We start from the raw sequence: 22,698 nt of genomic DNA, 5'->3' as shown, positions 1-22,698 counted from the left end.
TATTAATTATTTAAAATTAAGCAGTTGCTTTATTACGTTGGAAGCAAGGTTATACGTGGGTTTGATCACAAAAAGGCCAGCATGATGCTGGCCTTTTGAAGGGTAAATTACAAGCTTGTTAAGCTATGAAAATTAATGCACGATTTTATTGTCTGGAGTTGACTGAGTGTACAGATCCGTTACTTCAGATTCGTCGAACGTGTATGACGTGCCGCAGTAATCACAATGTAAAGAAATTGATCCTTCTTCTGCTAAAATGTCATAAATTTCAGTTTTATCAACCGTGATGATCGCTGCACCACTGCGCTCACGAGAACAACCACAGTGGAATTCCACAGGCTGTGGTTCGTATAGACGAACTTTATCTTGGTTGTAGAGACGGTATAGCAGTTCGTTTGCTGGTAGCGTGAACAGCTCTTCATTTTTTACCGTGTCCGTGAGTTGCTCTAGGTGTTCGAAGTCTTCTGGCGTGCCAGTACCATCAGGCATGACTTGAATCATCATACCAGCGGCGTGCGCTTTGCCTTCGTGTTCACCAGTGCGGATCCACAAACGCGTTTTTAGCTGCTCTGAGTTTGCGAAGTAGCCTTCGATTACGTCAGCCAATGTTTCGCCTTCTAGGCCAACCACACCTTGGTAACGTTCGCCTTTCTTCGGCTCAATAGTGATCACTAGGTAACCTTTACCCATCATGTCGTGCAGGCTTGCATCATCAGCAATGTCGCCTTCCCAGCGAGCAACGCCGCGGATTTTCTGATCGTGGTCGCCGTTGATTACTGCGAGTGATACAGGACCATCACCTTGCAGCTGGATAGTGATTGAGCCTTCGAACTTCAAAGTTGCAGTTAAAAGAGTGGCCGAAACGAGTAGCTCACCCAACAGTTTTTGTAGTGCTGCCGGATATTCCTTGCTGGAGATAATACGTTGGTATGCTTCATCCAATTGTACCAACTCGCCACGTACTGAAAGATCTTCGAATAAGTAGCGGTTTAAAACATTGTTTGCCATGGAGTGCTTTCCTCGTCAGTAATTCCGGCTTTTATTGGTGTTTGAACTTAATGATGTCTCGGCGCTGCTTTTTATCAGGGCGGCGTTCCGGACTTGGATTGTGGGCGTTAAGCTTACGCTGCTTAGCGTGTTCTTCACGTTTAGCTATACTTTCAGTGGTTTCGCTGTAAAGCGTTTGAGCGATCGGTGCACCACGACGTTGATCTGAGATTTTCTCGATTATCACGATTTTCTCTTCATTACCTTGGCGTAAGCGCACCTCGGCTCCAAGTTCAACGATCTTGCTTGGCTTGCTTCGTTGTCCATTATAATGGACTTTGCCGCCATCGACCATATTCCGAGCGATGGAGCGTGTCTTGTAAAATCTGGCCGCCCACAGCCATTTATCTAGCCTTACGGCTTCATTTATGGAACTCATATAACTCTGTCGTATCTAATCACTGCGATAAATGTGATATCGAGTGGTGGATTATTCACCTACAAATGGAGTCAAGGCCTAATTTTTTCAAGGGAGTTGGCAAAAACGGCATAAGAAAACAGAGCAAAAACTATCTTGTGATATAGTTCACTGCTCTTTGTTGACTAGTAAAGTTGTTGCAAATTTTTCAGGGTAACGTCGGTCATTTTGAGTGTTCATCGGCGAGCGTAACAATAAAGGAATTTATTAAGTGAAGCGTTTGGAGCTAAATGCTGGATTGTTGAGTAGCCCGCTATTGGCTCGGATTAAGTCCAACAATCTCGCTATTCAATCTAAACTCAGTTTGGTAGCAACGTGCATATTGATTGCAATGATCGGGTGGGTATTAGGTCAATTGGTTTGGCTTGCAATGCCTCAATCCTCTGGCATTGCTAAATGGCAGCCATCTTCTAGTTCTTCGGTCAGTACCAATAAATCTGATGCCATCGACTTCTCAGCGATCCAAAATGCCAACCTATTTGGAAAGTACAATGAGCAAAAGCCCGTTGTGGTTGAGCAACCGATCGTAAAAGACGCCCCTAAAACGCGTTTGAACCTTACCTTGGTAGGTGCTGTAGCAAGTTCGAATGCGAATACCAGTCTCGCGGTTATTGCCAATCGTGGTAAACAAGCGACTTATGGTATTGGTGAGGAAATTGAAGGTACTCGAGCGAAGTTAAAAGCTGTCTTGGTAGATCGTGTGATTATCGATAACCAAGGACGAGATGAAACCTTGATGCTTGAAGGGGTTGAGTACAAGAAGCTCTCCCAGAGCGCACAATCAAGACCCGTGGCAAAAAGTAATGTTGAAAAGGCTTCTGTTTCTGAAGAGAAGCTGGATCAGATCCGTGCTGAGATTGCACGTGACCCTAAACGAGTTTTTAACTACATCAGCATTTCAGAAGTAAAGAAGGATGGCAGTACGATTGGCTATCGCGTTTCACCAGGGCGTGAAGCTTCTTTATTTAATGATGTAGGTTTACAAGCAGGTGATATTGCTGTGGAGCTAAATGGTATCGACTTACGTGATCCTTCCTCACTAGCAAAACTCGCTCAGGAAATGAGTAACCTGCAAGAATTGAACTTAACTGTTGAGCGAGATGGCCAACAGTACGACATCTATATCCAATTTTAATACTTAGGCACTAAGCGTAAGTTCAGGGAGACATACGTGAAACATTGGTTAAGCAAAAGCGCGTGGCTACTTGCTGGCAGCCTACTCTGCACCCCAGGCGCAATCGCGAATGATTTTAGCGCGAGCTTCAAAGGCACGGACATTCAAGAGTTCATTAACATTGTTGGTCGAAATCTAGAGAAGACCATTATTGTTGATCCATCGGTGCGCGGTAAGATCGACGTACGCAGCTACGATGTACTGAATGAAGAGCAATATTACAGCTTCTTTCTTAACGTACTTGAAGTGTACGGTTACGCAGTTGTGGAAATGGACAATGGCGTATTAAAAGTTATCAAAGCGAAAGACTCTAAAACGTCGGCTATTCCTGTACTCGGCGATGCGAGTGCCAAAGGCGACAGTGTGATTACACGTGTTGTTGCGGTACGTAATGTGTCTGTACGTGAGCTGTCTCCTTTGCTTCGCCAGCTGATCGATAACGCTGGTGCTGGTAACGTGGTCCATTACGACCCTGCGAATATCATTTTGATCACAGGACGTGCTGCGGTCGTAAACCGTCTTGCTGAAATCATTAAGCGTGTTGACCAAGCGGGTGATAAAGAAATTGAGCTGGTAGAACTACGTAATGCTTCAGCCGCTGAGATGGTACGTATCGTTGAAGCGTTGAATAAAACGACTAATCAAAAGAGCACGCCAGAGTTCTTAGAGCCAAAAATCGTAGCGGATGAGCGTACTAACTCGATTCTGATTTCTGGTGACCCTAAAGTCCGCGCGCGTCTGAAACGTTTGATTCGCCAACTTGACGTGGAAATGGCAACCAAAGGCAACAACCGTGTGGTTTACCTTAAGTATGCTAAAGCGGAAGACTTGGTGGATGTACTGAAAGGCGTATCTGATAACCTGCAAGCGGAAAAACAAGCGGGTCAAAAAGGTGCCTCTTCTGCCAAGCGTGGTGAAGTGGTGATTGCTGCCCATGAAGCAACCAACTCTCTAGTGTTGACGGCGCCGCCAGATATCATGATGGCACTCCAAGACGTAATTTCTCAACTGGATATTCGTCGTGCTCAAGTTTTGATTGAAGCACTGATTGTAGAAATGTCCGAAGGTGATGGCATTAACTTAGGTGTTCAGTGGGGCTCGCTAGAAACGGGTGCGGTGATTCAGTATGGCAATACTGGTGCTCCGATTGGCCAGGTCATGGTTGGTTTGGAAGAAGCGAAAGACACCACAACCACGAAAGCCGTTTATGATACTGATGGTAACTTCCTACGTAACGAAACGACGACAGAGCAAGGCGATTACTCAACGCTAGCGGCCGCTCTGGGTGGTGTGAATGGCGCTGCGATGAGTATTGTTATGGGTGACTGGACTGCATTAATCAGTGCCGTTGCTTCTGACTCAAACTCAAACATTCTGTCTTCTCCAAGTATTACTGTAATGGATAATGGTGAAGCGTCATTCATCGTTGGTGAAGAAGTTCCGGTTATTACTGGTTCAACTGCTGGCTCGAACAACGATAACCCATTCCAAACGGTTGATCGTAAAGAAGTGGGCATCAAGTTGAAGGTAGTACCACAGATCAACGAAGGCGATTCTGTTCAGTTAAACATTGAACAAGAAGTATCAAATGTACTGGGCGCAAATGGTGCAGTAGACGTTCGCTTTGCTAAACGTCAGCTAAACACGTCGGTCATGATTCAAGATGGTCAAATGTTAGTTCTTGGTGGTTTGGTTGATGAGCGCGCGTTAGAAAGTGAGTCTAAAGTGCCACTACTGGGTGACATCCCAGTGATTGGTCACTTGTTTAAGTCAACCAGTACTCAAACTGAAAAGCGCAATCTGATGGTTTTCATCAAGCCAACGATTATTCGTGATGGTATGACCGCCGATGGTATTACCCAGCGTAAGTACAACTTTATCCGTGCAGAGCAGCTATACAAAGCGCAAGAAGGCTTGAAGTTGATGGAAGATTCTAAGATTCCGGTAATGCCTGAGTTTGGCCATGAACGTCAATTGGCGCCTGAAATCCAAGCCTTTATCGATCAAATGGAAGTGAAGTAATGGTTGATATGCTAGACACCGCGCCAAGCTTGCGTCGTCTGCCATTCAGTTTTGCTAACCGCTTTAAACTGGTATTGGAGACAGAACACCCTGAGCGCCCTCCAGTGCTGTATTACGTAGAGCCGCTTAGTGCAGCGGCTTTGGTTGAAGTTAGACGCGTGCTGAAACATGCATTTGTCCCTCAGCCCCTTGATAAAGAGGCGTTCGACAAAAAACTGACTGAAGCTTATCAACGTGACTCTTCAGAAGCGCGTCAACTGATGGAAGACATTGGTGCCGATGATGACTTCTTCTCATTAGCTGAAGAGCTGCCGCAAAATGAAGACTTGCTAGAGTCGGAAGATGATGCGCCCATTATTAAATTGATCAACGCCATGCTTGGCGAAGCAATCAAAGAAGGGGCATCGGATATTCACATCGAAACGTTTGAAAAAACATTGTCTATCCGTTTTCGGGTAGATGGTGTCTTGCGTGAAGTCTTAGCTCCAAGTCGTAAACTTGCGCCATTACTTGTGTCTCGTGTAAAAGTAATGGCAAAACTGGATATTGCAGAAAAGCGCGTGCCACAGGATGGTCGTATTTCTCTGCGTATTGGTGGCCGAGCTGTCGATGTTCGTGTTTCTACCATGCCTTCATCGCATGGTGAGCGAGTAGTAATGCGTTTGTTAGATAAGAACGCGACTCGTTTAGACTTACACAGTTTGGGCATGACGCCTTCTGTTCATGATAACTTCCGTCATCTGATTGGTCGTCCGCACGGCATTATTTTGGTTACTGGTCCAACAGGTTCAGGTAAATCAACAACTTTGTATGCTGGCTTACAAGAGATCAACAGCAACGAACGCAACATCCTTACTGTAGAAGACCCGATCGAATTTGATATTGATGGTATCGGCCAGACGCAAGTGAACCCGAAAGTTGATATGACGTTTGCTCGTGGTCTACGTGCGATTCTTCGTCAAGACCCGGACGTGGTAATGGTTGGTGAGATTCGTGACTTAGAAACCGCACAGATCGCGGTACAAGCGTCTTTGACTGGTCACTTGGTTATGTCGACTCTGCACACCAATACCGCGGTTGGCGCGATAACGCGTCTGCGTGATATGGGGATCGAGCCATTCTTAATATCTTCTTCATTGCTTGGTGTCCTTGCTCAGCGTTTGGTAAGAACACTTTGCCAAGACTGTAAAGAACCTTATGAAGCCGACAATGAACAGAAGAAGTTATTTGGTTTAACAGAGCATGACTCACTGACATTGCATCGCGCGAAAGGGTGTGAAACCTGTAACCAAAAAGGCTATCGCGGCCGTACTGGTATTCATGAACTCTTGATGCTCGATGAGAACGTTCAAGAATTGATTCATCGCGAAGCGGGTGAACAAGAAATTGAAAAAATGATTCGTTCACATACGCCAAGTATTCGCAGTGATGGCTTGAGCAAAGTGCGCCGTGGTATCACCTCTCTAGAGGAAGTGATGCGGGTGACTAAGGAAGCGTAATGGCGGCTTTTGAGTACAAAGCACTCGATGCGACGGGGAAGCGAAAGAAAGGCACTATTGAAGGTGACAACGCTCGCCAAGTCCGTCAGCGTTTGAAAGAACAAGGAATGGTGCCGATTGAAGTCGTTGAAGCTAAAGCGAAAGCTGCTAAGTCTTCAGGCGCTTCCGGTGGGTTCAAACGTGGTATTAAAACCGCAGAGCTTGCGCTTATCACGCGTCAGCTTTCGACATTGGTTCAGTCTGGTATGCCACTGGAAGAGTGTTTAAAAGCGGTATCTGAACAAGCAGAAAAGCCTCGTATTCGCACCATGATCGCTGCTGTGCGCTCTAAAGTGACGGAAGGCTATCCGTTGGCGGACAGCTTGGCTGATTATCCACATATCTTTGATGAGCTATTTCGCTCAATGGTGGCCGCAGGTGAGAAGTCTGGTCATCTCGATACGGTTCTAGAACGCTTGGCTGATTATGTAGAAAATCGTCAGAAAATGCGTTCTAAGCTGATGCAAGCCATGATTTACCCTGTGGTGTTGGTGGTATTTGCTGTCGGTATTGTCTCCTTCCTACTGGCAACAGTGGTGCCAAAGATCATTGAACCAATCATTCAGATGGGACAAGAGTTACCTCAGTCTACACAAATTTTGCTGGCTGCCAGTGAGTTTGTTCAAGAGTGGGGGCTAGTGATTTTTGTCGTGCTGGTGGTGTTATTCTACGGTTTAAAATTAGCACTACAAAAACCTAACTTCCGCCTAGCATGGGATCGAAAAATCCTTAGCTTACCTTTGCTTGGAAAAATTTCGAAAGGGCTCAACACGGCTCGTTTTGCTCGTACATTATCTATCTGTACATCTAGTGCCATCCCTATCTTAGAGGGTATGAGAGTGGCTGTTGACGTAATGTCAAACCGCTTTGTAAAGCAGCAAGTCTTATTAGCCGCAGACAATGTGCGTGAAGGCGCCAGCTTACGTAAAGCCTTAGATCAAACTCGTTTATTCCCGCCAATGATGCTGCACATGATTGCCAGTGGTGAGCAAAGTGGTGAGTTGGAGAGTATGTTGACGCGTGCAGCGGACAACCAAGATCAGAACTTTGAATCGACGGTCAATATTGCATTAGGCATCTTTACGCCAGCCCTGATTGCTTTGATGGCAGGACTCGTACTGTTTATTGTTATGGCGACATTGATGCCAATGCTTGAAATGAATAACTTAATGAGTGGATAAATTCTGGGTCAAGGCTTGTCTATAGTGACAATGGCTTGAATCTAACTTTCGGAGAAAATAATGAAAATGAAACGTAGTAAACAACAGGGCTTTACGCTGTTAGAAGTGATGGTTGTTGTTGTTATTTTGGGTATTTTGGCAAGCTTTGTTGTGCCTAACTTGCTAGGTAATAAAGAGAAAGCCGATCAACAAAAAGCGATTACCGACATCGTGGCATTAGAAAACGCATTAGACATGTACAAGTTGGATAACAGCGTTTACCCAACAACGGATCAAGGTTTGGAAGCATTAGTTTCTAAGCCGTCTAACCCAGAGCCTCGCAACTACCGTGATGGTGGCTACATCAAGCGTCTACCAAATGACCCATGGGGTAACGAGTACCAGTACCTAAGCCCTGGTGACAATGGCACCATTGATATCTTCACGTTAGGTGCAGATGGTCAAGAGGGTGGTGAAGGTCCAGCTGCTGATATTGGCAACTGGAACATGCAAGATTTCCAATAAGCCCTAGCTTAAACCAGCACTGATGAAGCGAATGCAAAAACACCTCGGTTTTACATTAATAGAAATTCTATTGGTGCTGGTTTTGTTATCTCTTACCGCTGTGGCGGTTATTACTACTTTACCTACCAGTCAGAAAGATTTATCCAAACAATACGCACAAAGCTTTTATCAGCGAGTGCAATTGCTAAATGAAGAAGCCGTGTTGAGTGGTAAAGACTTTGGCGTTCGCGTTGATGACGCAAAATCAACCTATGCTTTATTAAACCTAACTCAGGATGGCTGGCAACCTTTGGAGTTGAAGCAGATTCCAAGTAGTACCAAGTTGGAAGATGGAATCGCAATCCAACTTGAATTAGGTGGTGGTGCTTGGGATAAAGATGACCGCTTATTTGAGCTGGGATCATTATTTGATGAAGATATGTTTGCTGATGAAGAGGAAAAGAAGAAAGAGAAACCACCACAAGTGTTTATCTTTTCCAGTGCCGAGCTAACCCCTTTCACGTTGTCATTTTATCCACAAGACGGTGATGCAGAGAACGACGGTTGGCGTGTTATTGGTAAAGAAACTGGGGAAATAAAACTATACGCTCCTGGTGACGAGGTGGAAGAGGATGACAATGCGACCTTCTAGAGCAAGCATTATGGGGATATCGCATCACCGAGCTAGAGGCATGACTTTACTTGAGGTATTGGTTGCATTAGCCATTTTTGCAACGGCAGCGATCAGTGTCATTCGTTCAGTCAGCCAACACATTAATACCGTCAGTTATTTAGAAGAAAAAATGTTTGCAGCAATGGTTGTTGATAACCAAATGGCCAACGTAATGTTAGACAGCAGTGCGTTGAAAGCGAAAAAGGGCACCGAAGAACTTGCCGGTCGAACGTGGTATTGGAAAGTGACGCCAGTTGCGACAACGCAGCCATTGCTGAAAGCATTTGATGTCAGTGTTGCGGTAGAAAAAAGCGCCAGTCCAATCGTAACGGTACGAAGTTATGTGGACAAGTAAATACACGGTGAGGCGAACCGCTCGCCATAAAGGTTTCACCTTAATTGAGGTGTTGGTATCCATTGCTATTTTTGCCAGTTTAAGTGTTGCTGCATACCAAGTGGTTAGTCAGGTTCAGCGCAGTGACGTTTTATCGCAAGAAAAGATCCAACGCCTTAATGAGCTGCAACGAGCGATGGTCATGATGGATAATGACTTTCGCCAAATGGCCATCAGACACAGTCGTACAAATGGTGAAGAGCCTGCAAAGCAGCTGATTTTTTGGTCAGATTACTTATTAGATTCCGACGCCAAAGGCGTCATGTTTACTCGTTTAGGTTGGCATAATCCGCAACAGCAGTTTCCGCGCGGTGAAGTGACAAAAGTCGGCTATCGGATTAAAGATAACGTTCTTCAGCGAGTGTGGTGGCGCTATCCTGATACACCAGTGGCTCAACAAGGTATTGTGACGCCTTTGCTGACAGAGGTTGAAGAGTTCAACCTCCGATTTTATGACGGTAAACAGTGGAAAAAAGACTGGGATTCCGCCGATTCGCTACCCAAAGCGGTGTCTGTTGTGCTGACGCTAAAGGATTATGGTGAGATCAGCCGAACGTATCTTACTCCAGATGGTGAATTCCAATCGGGAGAGAAGAGTGAATCAGGAGGCAACAACAATGGCTAATCGTCAGCGTGGTGTTGCTTTAATTATTGTATTGATGCTTCTAGCAATCATGGCGACGGTTGCTGCCAGTATGTCTGAACGGTTGTTTTTGCAATTTCAGCGCGCAACTAACCAAATAAACTACCAGCAAGCCTATTGGTACAGTCTAGGTGTAGAAGCGTTAGCTAAAATTGGTATAGAGCAGAGTTACAAAGACAGTGACACCATCAATTTGAGCCAACCATGGGCAATAAAAGATCAAATCTATCCGTTGGATTATGGGCAAGCTGCGGGAAGAATCGTTGATAAACAGGCGTGCTTTAACCTTAATGCTCTCGCTAGTGTTCAACCAACGAATGATCCAACCGCTCGGCCATACTTAGTACAAACGTGGTTGAAACTTTTGGAAGAAGCGAATGTTGAGCCCTATCAAGCTGAGGTGATCGCAGACTCTACATGGGAGTATGTTGACAGTGACACTTCGGTACGTTCGACTGCCGGGGTTGAAGATAGCACTTATGAAAGTATGAACCCTGCTTATTTGCCACCCAATGGATTGATGGCCGACAGTAGCGAACTCCGCTCAATTTACCAAGTAAGTGGCGAGATATATCAAAATGTTGCGCCGATGGTTTGTGCGATACCGACAGACGATTGGCGACTGAACGTGAATACCATTGAAGTTGAGCAAGCACCGATATTGGTTGCGATGTTTTCTCCGGGGTTGAGCAGCAGTGAAGCTGTACAACTGATAGAGAAGCGACCGTTCGATGGGTGGGACAGTATTGATGATTTTTTGGCTGAGTCTGAACTGACAGGCGTCAGCGGTGATATTAAGAAGAAAGCAAAAGGCTATCTGGGTGTAGATAGTGCTTATTTTGAATTGGATGCTCAGGTCTTAGTGGATGAATCGCGTGTGCGAATCCGCAGTCTTTTGCAAAGTACGAATCGAGAAACAGTGACGGTTGTCCGCCGTCGTTTTGGAGGGATCAGTGAGCGAGTTTCTGACCGTTCGGCTGAGTAGCGAACAACAAAGCACCATACCTTGGGTGGTATGGTCTACACAACAGCAGGAAGTGATCGCCAGCGGAGAATTAGCTGGTTGGGAACACTTAGATGAATTGGCGGCTTACGCAGAGCAACGTCAGATCATTGCATTACTTGCTGCTAGCGATGTCGTGCTGACCGAGGTGGATATTCCTCCGGGAGCTGCACGTCAGTTTGATAGCATGCTGCCTTACTTGGTTGAAGATGAAGTGGCACAGGATGTAGATAGTCTGCACTTTACTGTTTTAGAGAAGCAAGCGAATAGTGCTCATGTTTGTGCTGTGGAGCGCGCTTGGATTCATACCATTTTGCAGCGTTTTACTAGCCAAGGTTTGACTATCAAACGTATCCTTCCTGATGTCTTGGCACTGCCAGTCAGTGAGCACAGTACGGCTGTATCACTGGGAGAGCAATGGTTGATTCGTCATAACGAATACCACGGTGCTGCAGTAGATAGCGCATGGCTTGATCTTTATCTTTCTGCCTATGGGCAAGAGCAAACAGAGTGGAAACTCGAAAGCTACAGTACCATCCCAGATAACAACGTACCTGAGGTATGGGGGGCAAAGCCAGTTGAAATGCCAATGGCCTTGCTAGCAAAAGGCAGTGTGCAAAGCAATGTCAACGTACTGGTTGGGGAGTTCAAGCCCAAATCATCATGGGGTAAGCACTGGAAAGTATGGCAAAAAACAGCGGTGGCCGCTGGAGTTCTGCTGGTGGTCTTGGTGGCTCAACAGCTCTTTACTGTACACAAGTATGAAGCGCAAGCCCAAGCCTATCGCGCTGAAAGTGAACGCATCTTCCGACAAGTCTTCCCCGGTAAAAAGCGCATACCAACCGTGAGCTACTTAAAGCGTCAAATGAACGATGAAGAGCGTCGCTTATCAGGTGGTGCTGGTGGTGAGGCCATGATGGCGTGGCTAGCTGCGCTGCCGTCTACATTGGGGCAAGTAAAAGATTTAGAGATCACAAGCTTTAAATATGATGGCAATCGAGGTGAAGTAAGAATTCAAGCTCGAAGCTCTGATTTCCAACCATTCGAACAAGCAAGAGTGAAGTTGTCAGAAAAATTCAATGTAGAACAAGGGCAGCTCAATCGCAGTGATAATGTTGTGATGGGTAGCTTTGTATTGAAGCGTTTGTGAGGTCAGGATGAAAAATTTAATCATGTCGATTCAGGCTTGGTGGAGTGGCATCTCGCAACGTGAGCAACGGTTGGTGCTGGGATGCGGTGCTTTGGTGACCATCGGGCTTATCTACTGGGGGATATTGCAACCTATCACCCAAAGAGCCGAGTTAGCTCAATCTCGAATTCAAACTGAAAAACAGTTGCTTAGTTGGGTCGAAGATAAAGCCGATGATATTACTGCTTTACGTAGAAGTGGCGGTGTAAGCTATTCCACTCAACCACTGAACCAGATTGTCTCTTCTTCTGCTCGTCGTTATAAGGTTGAGCTGATTCGAGTCCAGCCACGAAATGAAAGTGTGCAAGTGTGGATTAAACCACTTGCGTTTAATCAATTCGTGGATTGGCTCCGTTACCTAAAAGAACAACAGGGTATTGAAGTGGAGTTTTTGGATATCGATCGTACCGAGCAAGCCGGTATGATTGATGTCAACCGTTTGCAGTTTAAGCGAGGTTAGGGTGAAGCGAGTACTTCTTTACGTCTTTATATTTGTTGCCTTTTTCTCATTTAGTTTAGTTGCAGGGTTGCCTGTATCTTGGGTTCTGCAACAGGTACCTCAGGTGAGAGGGCTGGATATTCAAAACGCTCACGGCACCGTGTGGCAGGGTAAAGCCTCTTCCGTGTATTGGCAGCGCCAAAACTTAGGTGAAGTTAACTGGGATTTTCAACTATCGGGCTTATTTACAGGTAAAGCAGAGTTTGCTGTACGTTTTGGTCGTGGTAGCGATATGGATGTTCGTGGGCGTGGTTTGGTTGGCTACAGTCTCGGCAGCGGTCCGTATGCGGAAAATGTGGTTGCTTCTATCCCCGCAGCAAAAGTGGTTGAGCAGACACGCCTTCCAGTTCCAGTTAGCGTAGATGGTCAACTTGAGCTAAATATACGTCATGCGACGTATGCGGCTCCTTGGTGTAAGACAGGCGAAGGTACGTTAGTTTGGAGTGCAAGTGGCATTCAAAGCCCGCTAGGCAGCCTTGAGCTTGGTCCTGTTATTGCCGACCTGAGTTGCAAAGACAGCGTATTATCGACATCGGGCGAGCAGAAGAGTAAGCAAGTTTCAGCAGCGTTTTCTGCTGAGCTAATGCCAAATCAGCGCTATTCAACTAAAGCTTGGTTCAAACCTGGTGCGGAATTTCCATCGAGCATGGGTGAGCAGCTTAAGTGGCTAGGTAATCCAAATGCTCAAGGCCAATACGAGTTTAATTATCAAGGGCGCTTTTAGCGTAATTGTGGAGTAAATGAAAGGGTCAGAGATAAAATCTCTGACCCTTTTTTCTATTTAACGTCTTCTACGTATTGATATGCCACAGTAATCTTGTCGCCTTTATTTGGAATGGCGGAGCCTGTAAATACGATAGACTCAGCAAGCGGGTAATATTGCCACCCATCTGCTGTTTGTCGGTCGATAGGTTGATTATTAACTAAAACATTTATAGACGATGAGAGAATGTGCTTCGTCTCTGCCTTCGTTAGTTTATAGCCTGCACTAGTCGCGCCAGCATCAAGGGCCATGCCTTTAATAAAAGAGTGATACTCACTTGTAACTTGTATGTTCAAAGTTCTACCAAGAGTAGATATTGCGAGATCATCGTATTGACTTTTTGATGCATGAGATGGAGTAACGATCGCATAAACACGATATCCATTATCAACAAATAGGTTTTTCTTTGGATCGAATGCTGGGTCTGAGCTGTACCTTTGGTATTGGCTTCTCTCATCACTCATGATTACCACAGAAAGTGATGCGCCTGGTCTTGGGTAACCTGCTAACTCAACAGTACCACCAGGGCTCAGTGCTTTTTCCGAGTAGTAAATACCTCTTTCCCTCGAGCTGCCGTATATACCTGGCTTAAAGTCGCTGGCGATCTGGGTTATGTCGTTAGTAAAGCCTTGACCTCGCAACACATCTGAATCCGTGGTGATTGTGCCAACCATAAAGTCTACGCCCGCTTTACTGATGGTGTCAGTGAATGCTTGGGTCAAATCACTGATCTCTTGCTGTTCTCCGGCCATGCTTCCAGAGTTATCGATAACAAATAAGAAGTCTGCTTTTGATGAGGTTTGATCGACTGCAGTGAAGGAATCGTTGTGTAGCGTGAGAGTAGCACTTTTAGATGCTTGAATACTTTCTGAGGTTGTCGATACGATAAGATCTGAATACAAGCTGACTTTATCGCTTTGCACTAGAGTGCTTGTAATAATCGCCGTATCTGTAATTGGATCGTAGCTAACAGTAATATCGAGTTGATATTCAAGCTGAGCGGTTTCAGAAGCTGCTGGTACAAGTGAGCTAGCCACTCCGCCAATTTTATTAACAGCCACCTGGTTTACAAGGGTGTCCAATAGCTCAGTGAGTTTTTTACCGGAATACAGCGACAGTTTGTAAGTGGCGTTGATATCACCATTACTCAGAATGGTTTGGGAAGTTTGAGTCACTGAGCCAGGGACTTGCGATGCGAATGCACTAACACTCGATGTTAGAATCTCTTCAGAGCTTTGCCCTGCCTGCATTGAAGCCCTTTCGGCGACAAACCCAGCCAGTTCAGTATTATTTGGCGTTGGGAGAGCGTTTTCTCCTCCTGACCCTGAAATCGCTTTAGCGTAAATAATGGTACCAGTCACATCACCAGTCAGCGCACTGGTCGTGAACCCATCAGGTAAAAAAACTTGCTTACTGTCTAGAACCACTGATTGAGTCGGAGATGGTGCTTCAGCAACAGTAACAATGATTTCCTTATTCTGTGTTACGGTTTGCCCATTGTCGTTGGTGGTTTCTACAGTAAGGTTAAAGACTTCTTGCCCAACAGTATTTCCCACGGTGACTTCGACTTGCTCTGGCGTATTGGCATTTGTTTCCAGAGTGTTTCCAGCAGCATCTTTCCAAGTAATTTTGTCACTAGGGCTTATATTGGAGATCGTTGCTGTTAACCGTGTATTTGCGCCTACAGCTACAACGGCAGGACTTGCAGTGATTGAGTTGATGACTGCGCTTGGGGCAAAATTGCCACCGATGCTGCATAGTACCTCGCTGGTTTCAATCTCATTGGTATCAAGGATTGAGTTACTATTTTTGTCTATACCAATATTAACTTGCTGACCACCAGCATCACATCGGGTGTCTGTTTTTGCTATTAATGCAATTGATACTAACGCTTGTTGGAAAATCTCGTGCCCTTCGTCCTGAGTTGTACCTGTACCATCGTGACAAATAATTTGATTTGAAACGAACTCGTTGTCATCAAGAACCCCATTATTGTCATCATCGTAGCCTGCAATGACCTTCAATCCGCCATTTGAACATTCGCTACTGCCCGCTGACAAACTAAGACTTTTAACTAGCGCATTTTTTTGCGGTTCAGGTTGATTTGAATTGCTACTTGAAGAGTCGCCGCCACCCCCACAACCAGCTAATAAGACAGATGCAACCGAGGTTGCAATGATGGTTTTTTTAGACAACTGATTTTTTATATTCATTACCATATCCATTTGATAAGAGAGTAAGCATTTATTTGAGTTATGTTTTTATGAAATGAGTATCACTTTGTAAACAGAATATTCTATTTACATGTTGAAAATTTGATCTGTATAAATGTTTGATTAATAACAAAATTGTCATTTTATTTGTTTAACATCTGAACGAGCGTCTTATATTTAGGGCTTAATTTGCTGAATGGCGTGAGGAGGGTATGCGAGAGATTGGTAAAGTTGGGTTGTTACTAAGGATTGCTTTTGGATCATAGTAGGCCAAATCCTCAATTCGCTGTACAAGAAATTCAGCAGATGATTGGCTACTTATATAAGATTATGATTTTTAACTTAATAGTATGAATGCGTACAGCTAAAAAAGCATTTGGGTTGTCGTAGGCTAAATACTCCTATCGCTGTACAAGACGCAAAAAGAAAGGCCACGAAGTCGATTCGTGGCCTTTTTAAATTCTAGTAATCAAGGTTGGATTGTGATCAATCCTTGCGCTGTAGAATCTCGTCCCAAGGTAAATCCGCATCACCCAGTACGATGAAGTTTGGATTCTCCAACGTCTCGCGCTCATTGTAAGACAGCGGCTCAAGTTGTGTGCTGAGTATACGTCCGCCCGCTTCTTCAACAATGCATTGCGTAGCAGCAGTATCCCACTCGCCAGTTGGACCTAGACGTAAGTAACAGTCCACAGCGCCTTCAGCAACAAGACACGCTTTAAGCGCGGCAGAACCGAGTGGGATCAAGTCATAGTTCCAAGCGCTGCTCATGCGACCAGTAATACGGTTGATATCTTGACGACGACTGATGGCGATAGCGATGTTTTGCCCCGGACTTTCGTGCTTGTGAGTCTGAATTTTCACGCTTTCAGACATGTCAGGAATTTTCCATGCTCCCTTGCCACTGTAGGCATAGTAAGTGACACCAGAAACAGGACCATAAACCACACCCATGGTTGGTTTGTTGTTGTCGATCAGTGCAATGATGGTCGCAAAGTCGCCACTGCGTGCGATGAACTCTTGTGTGCCATCAAGTGGATCGACGAGCCAGTATCGATCCCATTTTGCTCGCTGTTCTAAACTGATATCTGCGGCTTCTTCTGAAAGTACCGGGATATCGGGTGTTAGTTCACTCAATTGCTTCGTAATCAGTTTATGAGCAGCAATGTCGGCACTAGTGACTGGGGTTTCGTCGCTTTTGGTATACGCTTCATATTGCTTGTTTTCGTAGATATCGAGAATCAGTTGACCCGCACTGCGAGCGATCTCGATAACTTGTGGAAGTAAATGTGATAGATCTTTTGTCATTGGCATAAGTAATAGTCCTTTCTCACAATTATTGCGCGCCTGGTTGGCCTTATTGATTTTGGTTGTGAGTGGTGTTTGGTAAGTGCTTTAGTGCCAACATCAGTGCAGTGATACTACGTGCCTCACAAAAGTCGAGGTGAGTAAGTAACTCTTCTGCTTGTGCTAGCGGCCAGCGAACGACCTCTAATGGTTCTGGCTCGTCACCTTGTTGTCTTTCAGGGTATAAACCTTGTCCCAAGAACAAAGTCATCTTGCTTGAGAAGTAAGAAGGAGCAAGGATGACTTGCTTTAATGGTGTGAGAACTTTCGAACCAAAACCGATTTCTTCTTTGAGCTCTCGATCTGCGGCTTGGTGTGGCGTTTCTCCTGGGTCAATCAATCCTTTCGGAAAGCCCAGTTCGTAGCGTTCGGTGCCAGCTGCGAATTCTCGAACAAGGAGCAAGTCTCCTTGCTCTGTCACCGGGACAACCATCACGGCATCACGGCCACTTGGCTTCATACGTTCATAAGTGCGAAGCTCACCATTGGAGAAGCGAAGGTCGAGGGCTTCCACGGCAAACAGCTTAGATTGTGCGACCGTCTGACAAGAGAGTATCTCTGGTGGGGTCCGTTTCGACATGCGGTGGCTCCTTTGTGTCGGTTGCTCACTGAGTCAGTGAGATTTCCTAATATATGAAAAGAACGCTTGAGTTTCTAGTTTGATAAAACGCCAATAATAAAAAAGGGAAGCAAATGCCTCCCTAATTTATTTTTACTTAGCTTAAATTAGCTTAGTAGTAAGAGTGATCACCGCGATCGTGTTCAGTCGCATCACGAACTGCTGTTAGTTCACCAACAAATTGGTTTAGCAGTTCTTTTTCGATGCCCTCTTTTAGAGTGACATCAACCATTGAACAGCCATTACAGCCACCACCAAATGCGACGATAGCAATACCATCTTCTGTGATTTCAACTAGGTTTACGTGGCCACCGTGACCTGCTAGCTGTGGGTTCACTTGAGTTTGAATGACATACTCAACACGCTCTACAAGCGGTGCGTCGTCAGACACTTTGCGCATTTTGGCGTTAGGCGCTTTAAGGGTCAGTTGTGAACCCATCTTGTCTGTCACGAAGTCGATTTCAGCATCTTCAAGGAACGGTAAGCTTAGCTCGTCAACGAATGCAGAGAAACCGCTGTAAGGGATTTCAGTGTCAGTACCTTCAACCGCTTCAGGTGGGCAGTAAGATACGCCGCATTCAGCGTTTTGTGTTCCTGGATTAACGACGAACACTCGAATGTTAGTACCTTCAGGCTGTTGGCCCAAAAGGTTAGCGAAATGTGTTTGCGCTGTTTCTGTAATAGTAATATTTGACACGACGAATACCTGAGTAATTTTGTAGGCTATTGCTGCTATTTTACTCTTGTTAGCGTAACGGTCTAGTATTTTTGCTACTAAGGCATGGCAAAGCGTTCTAGATCGTATTTGGAACAGGAGTTCGGCAGATGCAGTAAATATCAATTCTTTCGACCCCAACTTCAAGTAGTAATTGACATAATTGTCGGACCGTACTGCCTGTGGTAACCACATCATCAACAATGGCGATGTGTTTTTGTTCTGGGATTCGATTTAGCTTAAAGGCATGAGCGAGATTCTCTTTTCTAAGCTGTTTTCGGTAGTGTCGTTGCGAGCGGGTATAACGCACTTTGCTAAAAAGTTGAGTATCGTGTGCTTGCGATAAGTTTTGTGCAAGGTAGCGCGTTAAGATTGCACTTTGATTGAAGCCCCTGGTGAGGTAGCGTTTCCAATGAATGGGGACGCTTGTCAATAGTGGGGCAGGGTCCGAGATTTGCTCTGCAAGTTGATGGCAAAGCCCCGACACTTGCCATAATTCACGGCGATCTTTAAATCGCTGAATTTCCCCAGCCAGTGGGAAGCTGTAATCACCTAAGGTGTAGAGTTTTTGCCAGGGTGGTGGATCCGCTAAACAAGCGCCGCAGACTAATACCTGCTCTGAATCTGTAGAGTGAAGTTGGAGTCCGCAGCGCAAACACCTTGGCTGAGGTTGTAGTAGTTCAGTACAGCTGGAACACCAACGCAGAATGGAAGGTTGCCCACTTTCGAGCGGGAACTGGCAAAGTGCACATTGGCTACCGAGAAGGCGAAACATGATGTTTTGCCAGTGATGAGATAACATACAGTTTCCTTTAGTGAGAAAACTAGCTTATCAGCATTGAAATGGTTATCCGTTCAAATTAGTAGGAGAGGTTGAGAGCATGAGCACGAAATTGCACTGGCAGTCGTTTGGCCAAGGGCCGGATTTAGTATTGCTTCATGGCTGGGGCATGAATGGCGCGGTTTGGCAGCAAACGGTAGAAGCGCTTCAGTCTCAGTTTACATTGCATGTTGTGGACTTACCCGGCTATGGACATAGTGCAAGCAGTCATGCGCAAGATCTCGCTGAGATAGCAGAAATGGTACTTCAAGGCGCACCAGAAAAGGCGGTGTGGCTCGGATGGTCATTAGGTGGATTAGTGGCTACGCATGTGGCATTGAATGCGCCAGACAGAGTGAATAAGTTAATTACGGTAGCAAGCTCGCCTAAGTTCGCGGCACAACGTCCATGGCGTGGTATTCAACCTAATGTGCTGAGTGCGTTTACTGAACAGTTAATGGAAGACTTCTCACAAACGATTGAGCGTTTTATGGCGTTGCAGGCGATGGGTAGCCCTTCTGCTCGTCAAGATGTTAGGCAGCTTAAACAAGCCGTGCTATCTCGACCTCAACCAAATCCAGACTCTCTGCTGGTAGGCTTAAATATTTTGGCGGATGTCGATTTGCGCGATCAGCTTGCGCAATTAGCAATGCCTGTATTGCGTTTGTACGGTCGTTTAGATGGGTTGGTTCCGATCAAAGTAGCGCACGATCTACAAGAGGTTATGCCGGACTCGAAGCAATATATTTTTGCTCAATCATCTCATGCTCCCTTTATGACGGAATCGAAGTCTTTTTGCGATCAGCTTATTGAATTTGTCACTGAACGATAATTGGTGCAACAAGTTGCTAAAGTTGTATAAAATTTGGTCGATAAAGAAGTTGCTAAAGCGCAAGGTGTCATTTTTGTGTTTTGGCTGAATTGGCGAGTTTGGGCGATTCTTTGAGGAGGATTCGCAATGATTGTGTCACCGACCACTGTGAGTGTGCCACTGATCGCCCCATCCGTGAATGTGCAGACGGAGCAGGCTGCACGAGATAATAAAGTTCGTGAACCTGTTGCACCAACGGTCGCTTTAGCGAAAACCAACGCTGAAAGAAAAGTCAAAAGTGATGATAAAAGGCGACGTCAGTCTTCTTGGGATCCTTCCGAGCATCCCGATTATGAAATGGAGACAGAGGTTGATACTCGATATCATGAGGAACCGAAAGATGCCTTAGCGCGACTTTTCGACCTTCTCGCACTGAGTACTTATAGTAACAGCCAAGGAAAGAGTTACGCGATTCGATTCCGCTTGCCTAAGCGCATTTTGGATGCTGCGGTCAAAGAAGGATTAATGGAAAAACGCAGGAAGGTGATCAAGTTTCATTATGGTCATTCGGTTGCGCCCCATACACCGTCAGAAGTGATAGCAGTATTATGACGACTCAATATCCTATTCAAACACAAACGCTCCAAGCAGGCTGACTGATTGGAGCGTTTTCTTTTTAGCTGTGAGGCCTAGGCGAGATTACTTTTTCGCTTTAGCAAACGCGGCTGCAAATGCACCACCCATTGCGTTGTTTGAGGCTGCATCATCACGGCGAGGCTGGCGACGTTGTGGCTGGTCATTACGACGCGGCGCAGCGGAACGTTGGCTACGGTTGTCTTGGCCAGGTTCATCGTTCAAACGCATGGATAGAGCGATACGCTTGCGTTGTACGTCGACTTCCATCACTTTCACTTTGACGATGTCGCCCGCTTTTACCACTTCACGTGGATCAGACACAAAGCGGTCTGTCAGTGCTGAGATGTGTACGAGACCATCTTGGTGAACGCCGATATCAACGAAGGCACCAAAGTTTGCTACGTTCGATACTACGCCTTCTAGAATCATACCCGGCTCCAAGTCAGATACCGAGTTTACGCCTTCTGCAAACGTCGCCGTTTTGAATTCTGGACGTGGGTCACGACCTGGCTTATCTAGCTCTTTAATGATGTCGGTAATGGTTGGCACACCGAAGTTATCGTCGGTGTAATCCACCGCATGTAGACCTTTTAGGAAGCTTGAATCACCAATCAGTGCTTTGATGTCTTTGTTGTTCTTCTCCGAGATTGCTTTTACCACTGGGTACGCTTCTGGGTGAACCGCAGACGCATCAAGTGGGTTCTTACCATCCATGATTCGTAGGAAGCCTGCACACTGCTCGAACGCCTTAGGACCCAAGCGAGGCACTTTCTTCAAGGTTGTACGTGCTTCGAAACGACCGTTTTCATCACGGAAGTCGACAATATTCTGCGCGATGGTGCTCGACAAGCCCGCTACGCGCGTCAGTAATGCTGCAGAAGCGGTGTTCACGTCTACGCCGACCGCGTTTACACAGTCTTCCACAATCGCATCTAGGCGTTTTGCCAGCATTGATTGGCTAACGTCGTGCTGATACTGACCCACGCCGATCGACTTAGGATCAATTTTCACTAGTTCCGCTAGCGGGTCTTGTAGACGACGGGCAATCGACACCGCACCACGCAGAGACACGTCCATATTTGGGAATTCTTTTGCTGCAAGCTCAGACGCTGAGTAAACCGATGCGCCCGCTTCACTCACGATGATTTTCTGAACTTTCAAGTTGCCACGTTTGATGACGTCTGCGACAAAGCTGTCGGTTTCACGTGAAGCCGTGCCGTTACCGATCGCAATCAAATCGACGTTGTACTTGCGCACCAACTGATCAACGATTTGCGCTGACTTGTCGTATTGCTTTTGTGGTGGGTGAGGGTAGATGGTTTCGGTTGCAAGCACTTTACCAGTCGGATCGACAATAGCGATCTTCGAGCCTGTGCGCAGACCCGGATCGAGACCAAGTGTTGCACGAGGGCCCGCAGGCGCAGCCATCAACAAGTCTTTTAGGTTGGTGGCGAATACTTCAATAGCTTCGATTTCTGCGCGCTCTTTCATTGCGCCCATTAGCTCGGTTTCCATGTGCATCGATACTTTGATACGCCATGCCCAGCTGATCACTTGCTTGCGCCATGCATCCGCCGGTGCGCTGCTGAGTGTCACGCCGTAGTGGTCAGCAATAATGGTTTCGCAGTAAGACTGACGTACGCCTTCTTCTTGCTCTGGATCGGCATTCATTGCCAATGTCAGGAAGCCTTCATTGCGACCACGCAGCATCGCCAACGCACGGTGTGATGGTATTTTGCTTAGTGGTTCGTTGTGGTTGAAGTAGTCTTTAAACTTCTCACCTTCTTGCTCTTTGCCTTCAACGACGCGAGCGCTCATTTCCGCATTGCGGTTTAGGTGGCCACGAATTTTCTCTAGCAGGTTCGCGTCTTCAGCGATGCGTTCCATGATGATCGCGCGCGCGCCATCCAGTGCGGCTTTGGTGTCTGCCACGCCTTTGTCTGCATCAAGGTATTTGCTTGCTTCGCTTTCTGGCTCAGTTTGCGGATGATTCCAAAGCTGGTCTGCAAGTGGCTCAAGACCGGCTTCAATCGCGATCTGACCTTTGGTGCGACGCTTTGGTTTGTAAGGTAAGTACAAGTCTTCAAGACGAGTCTTGCTGTCTGCCTGAGTGATCTCTTGTTCGAGTTCTGGCGTGAGTTTGCCTTGTTCTTGGATCGATTTCAGGATGGTTTGACGGCGATCGTCCAGTTCACGAAGGTAAGACAGACGGCTGTCTAGAGTGCGCAGTTGGGTATCATCAAGGCCGCCCGTCACCTCTTTACGGTAACGAGCAATAAATGGGACTGTGTTACCGTCATCGATAAGGGTTACAGCGGCATTGACTTGCTCAGGGCGAACATTCAGCTCTTGAGCAATCATGCGACAGATAGCTTGGCTCATCCGTGTATTCTCTTTAATTCTGTTTGGGTATTGGTTGTGTATAGAACATTGGGGTCATTCATGGAATTTGCAATGTTTTAAACTAGTAACTCAAAAATTTACTGAGCGTCGGTGGACATTGGTCAATT

22 protein-coding genes are annotated in these 22,698 nt (G+C 46.0%); 14 read left to right on the top strand and 8 right to left on the bottom strand.

Features of this window, described 5'->3' with window-relative positions:
- Nucleotides 1–132: 132 nt before the first annotated feature.
- Complete coding sequence (hslO, locus tag BSZ04_RS22965; protein WP_010444980.1) at nucleotides 133–1,008, bottom strand: Hsp33 family molecular chaperone HslO; 876 nt, start codon at nucleotides 1,006–1,008, stop codon at nucleotides 133–135.
- Between the two features lie 31 nt (nucleotides 1,009–1,039).
- Nucleotides 1,040–1,426, bottom strand: a complete 387-nt coding sequence (gene hslR, locus BSZ04_RS22960; protein WP_029560895.1) for a ribosome-associated heat shock protein Hsp15 — start codon at nucleotides 1,424–1,426, stop codon at nucleotides 1,040–1,042.
- 250 nt (nucleotides 1,427–1,676) lie between these two features.
- Here hslR and gspC point away from each other — a divergent pair, with 250 nt between their 5' ends.
- The 12 genes from gspC to BSZ04_RS22900 are packed head-to-tail and all read left to right on the top strand — an operon-like array spanning nucleotide 1,677 to nucleotide 12,988.
- Nucleotides 1,677–2,600 carry a type II secretion system protein GspC gene (gene gspC / locus BSZ04_RS22955; RefSeq protein WP_038884241.1) on the top strand — a complete coding sequence of 308 codons (924 nt, stop codon included), beginning with the start codon at nucleotides 1,677–1,679 and terminating at the stop codon, nucleotides 2,598–2,600.
- Between the two features lie 36 nt (nucleotides 2,601–2,636).
- On the top strand, nucleotides 2,637–4,661 hold the full coding sequence (gene gspD, locus BSZ04_RS22950; RefSeq protein ID WP_088881474.1) for a type II secretion system secretin GspD: 2,025 nt from the start codon (nucleotides 2,637–2,639) through the stop codon (nucleotides 4,659–4,661).
- Nucleotides 4,661–6,160, top strand: a complete 1,500-nt coding sequence (gene gspE, locus BSZ04_RS22945; protein ID WP_010444984.1) for a type II secretion system ATPase GspE — start codon at nucleotides 4,661–4,663, stop codon at nucleotides 6,158–6,160. Before gspD ends, gspE begins: the two co-directional genes overlap by 1 nt.
- Nucleotides 6,160–7,380, top strand: a complete 1,221-nt coding sequence (gene gspF, locus BSZ04_RS22940) for a type II secretion system inner membrane protein GspF (protein ID WP_010444985.1) — start codon at nucleotides 6,160–6,162, stop codon at nucleotides 7,378–7,380. Before gspE ends, gspF begins: the two co-directional genes overlap by 1 nt.
- Nucleotides 7,381–7,440: 60 nt before the next feature.
- A complete protein-coding gene (gene gspG / locus BSZ04_RS22935) occupies nucleotides 7,441–7,884 on the top strand; it encodes a type II secretion system major pseudopilin GspG (RefSeq protein ID WP_010444986.1) in 444 nt (147 codons plus the stop codon).
- 31 nt (nucleotides 7,885–7,915) lie between these two features.
- Nucleotides 7,916–8,515 carry a GspH/FimT family pseudopilin gene (locus BSZ04_RS22930; RefSeq protein WP_088881473.1) on the top strand — a complete coding sequence of 200 codons (600 nt, stop codon included), beginning with the start codon at nucleotides 7,916–7,918 and terminating at the stop codon, nucleotides 8,513–8,515.
- The gene (gspI, locus tag BSZ04_RS22925; protein WP_161493764.1) at nucleotides 8,496–8,891 is read left to right on the top strand and encodes a type II secretion system minor pseudopilin GspI; all 396 of its coding nucleotides are present in this window, start codon (nucleotides 8,496–8,498) and stop codon (nucleotides 8,889–8,891) included. Before BSZ04_RS22930 ends, gspI begins: the two co-directional genes overlap by 20 nt.
- A complete protein-coding gene (gspJ, locus tag BSZ04_RS22920) occupies nucleotides 8,878–9,555 on the top strand; it encodes a type II secretion system minor pseudopilin GspJ (protein WP_045386201.1) in 678 nt (225 codons plus the stop codon). The genes gspI and gspJ overlap by 14 nt, the downstream gene beginning before the upstream one ends.
- Nucleotides 9,548–10,558, top strand: coding sequence for a type II secretion system minor pseudopilin GspK (gspK, locus tag BSZ04_RS22915; protein ID WP_010444994.1), 1,011 nt, complete (start codon nucleotides 9,548–9,550; stop codon nucleotides 10,556–10,558). The genes gspJ and gspK overlap by 8 nt, the downstream gene beginning before the upstream one ends.
- Entirely contained in the window at nucleotides 10,527–11,726 is a 1,200-nt protein-coding gene (gene gspL / locus BSZ04_RS22910) for a type II secretion system protein GspL (RefSeq protein ID WP_162531085.1), read from the top strand. The genes gspK and gspL overlap by 32 nt, the downstream gene beginning before the upstream one ends.
- Before the next feature lie 7 nt (nucleotides 11,727–11,733).
- The gene (locus tag BSZ04_RS22905; protein ID WP_045386204.1) at nucleotides 11,734–12,225 is read left to right on the top strand and encodes a type II secretion system protein M; all 492 of its coding nucleotides are present in this window, start codon (nucleotides 11,734–11,736) and stop codon (nucleotides 12,223–12,225) included.
- Nucleotide 12,226: 1 nt separating this feature from the next.
- On the top strand, nucleotides 12,227–12,988 hold the full coding sequence (locus tag BSZ04_RS22900; RefSeq protein ID WP_088881471.1) for a type II secretion system protein N: 762 nt from the start codon (nucleotides 12,227–12,229) through the stop codon (nucleotides 12,986–12,988).
- A gap of 53 nt (nucleotides 12,989–13,041) precedes the next feature.
- Here BSZ04_RS22900 and BSZ04_RS22895 read toward each other — a convergent pair whose 3' ends face one another.
- The 5 genes from BSZ04_RS22895 to BSZ04_RS22875 form a co-directional block, all read right to left on the bottom strand.
- Nucleotides 13,042–15,240, bottom strand: a complete 2,199-nt coding sequence (locus BSZ04_RS22895; protein WP_231896314.1) for a DUF7151 family protein — start codon at nucleotides 15,238–15,240, stop codon at nucleotides 13,042–13,044.
- Nucleotides 15,241–15,726: 486 nt separating this feature from the next.
- Nucleotides 15,727–16,554 carry a 3'(2'),5'-bisphosphate nucleotidase CysQ gene (gene cysQ, locus BSZ04_RS22890; protein WP_045386207.1) on the bottom strand — a complete coding sequence of 276 codons (828 nt, stop codon included), beginning with the start codon at nucleotides 16,552–16,554 and terminating at the stop codon, nucleotides 15,727–15,729.
- Nucleotides 16,555–16,597: 43 nt separating this feature from the next.
- Nucleotides 16,598–17,167 carry an ADP compounds hydrolase NudE gene (gene nudE / locus BSZ04_RS22885; protein ID WP_088881469.1) on the bottom strand — a complete coding sequence of 190 codons (570 nt, stop codon included), beginning with the start codon at nucleotides 17,165–17,167 and terminating at the stop codon, nucleotides 16,598–16,600.
- A gap of 151 nt (nucleotides 17,168–17,318) precedes the next feature.
- Complete coding sequence (gene nfuA / locus BSZ04_RS22880) at nucleotides 17,319–17,903, bottom strand: Fe-S biogenesis protein NfuA (protein WP_010445007.1); 585 nt, start codon at nucleotides 17,901–17,903, stop codon at nucleotides 17,319–17,321.
- Nucleotides 17,904–18,000: 97 nt separating this feature from the next.
- Complete coding sequence (locus BSZ04_RS22875) at nucleotides 18,001–18,723, bottom strand: amidophosphoribosyltransferase (RefSeq protein WP_038883398.1); 723 nt, start codon at nucleotides 18,721–18,723, stop codon at nucleotides 18,001–18,003.
- Nucleotides 18,724–18,802: 79 nt separating this feature from the next.
- Between BSZ04_RS22875 and bioH the strand changes: the two genes are divergently transcribed.
- Nucleotides 18,803–19,573 carry a pimeloyl-ACP methyl ester esterase BioH gene (gene bioH / locus BSZ04_RS22870; protein WP_038883400.1) on the top strand — a complete coding sequence of 257 codons (771 nt, stop codon included), beginning with the start codon at nucleotides 18,803–18,805 and terminating at the stop codon, nucleotides 19,571–19,573.
- A gap of 126 nt (nucleotides 19,574–19,699) precedes the next feature.
- The gene (locus BSZ04_RS22865; RefSeq protein WP_088881468.1) at nucleotides 19,700–20,164 is read left to right on the top strand and encodes an ATP-dependent Lon protease; all 465 of its coding nucleotides are present in this window, start codon (nucleotides 19,700–19,702) and stop codon (nucleotides 20,162–20,164) included.
- A gap of 87 nt (nucleotides 20,165–20,251) precedes the next feature.
- On the opposite strand, the gene BSZ04_RS22860 is transcribed toward BSZ04_RS22865, so the two are convergent.
- Nucleotides 20,252–22,570: a Tex family protein gene (locus tag BSZ04_RS22860; protein ID WP_088881467.1), complete on the bottom strand. Its 2,319-nt coding sequence runs from the start codon at nucleotides 22,568–22,570 to the stop codon at nucleotides 20,252–20,254.
- Nucleotides 22,571–22,698: the final 128 nt, after the last annotated feature.

Source organism: Vibrio rotiferianus, assembly GCF_002214395.1.
Lineage (GTDB): Bacteria > Pseudomonadota > Gammaproteobacteria > Enterobacterales > Vibrionaceae > Vibrio > Vibrio rotiferianus.
Note: the sequence above shows the minus strand (reverse complement) of the source record. Positions and strands in the feature narration are given on the sequence as shown.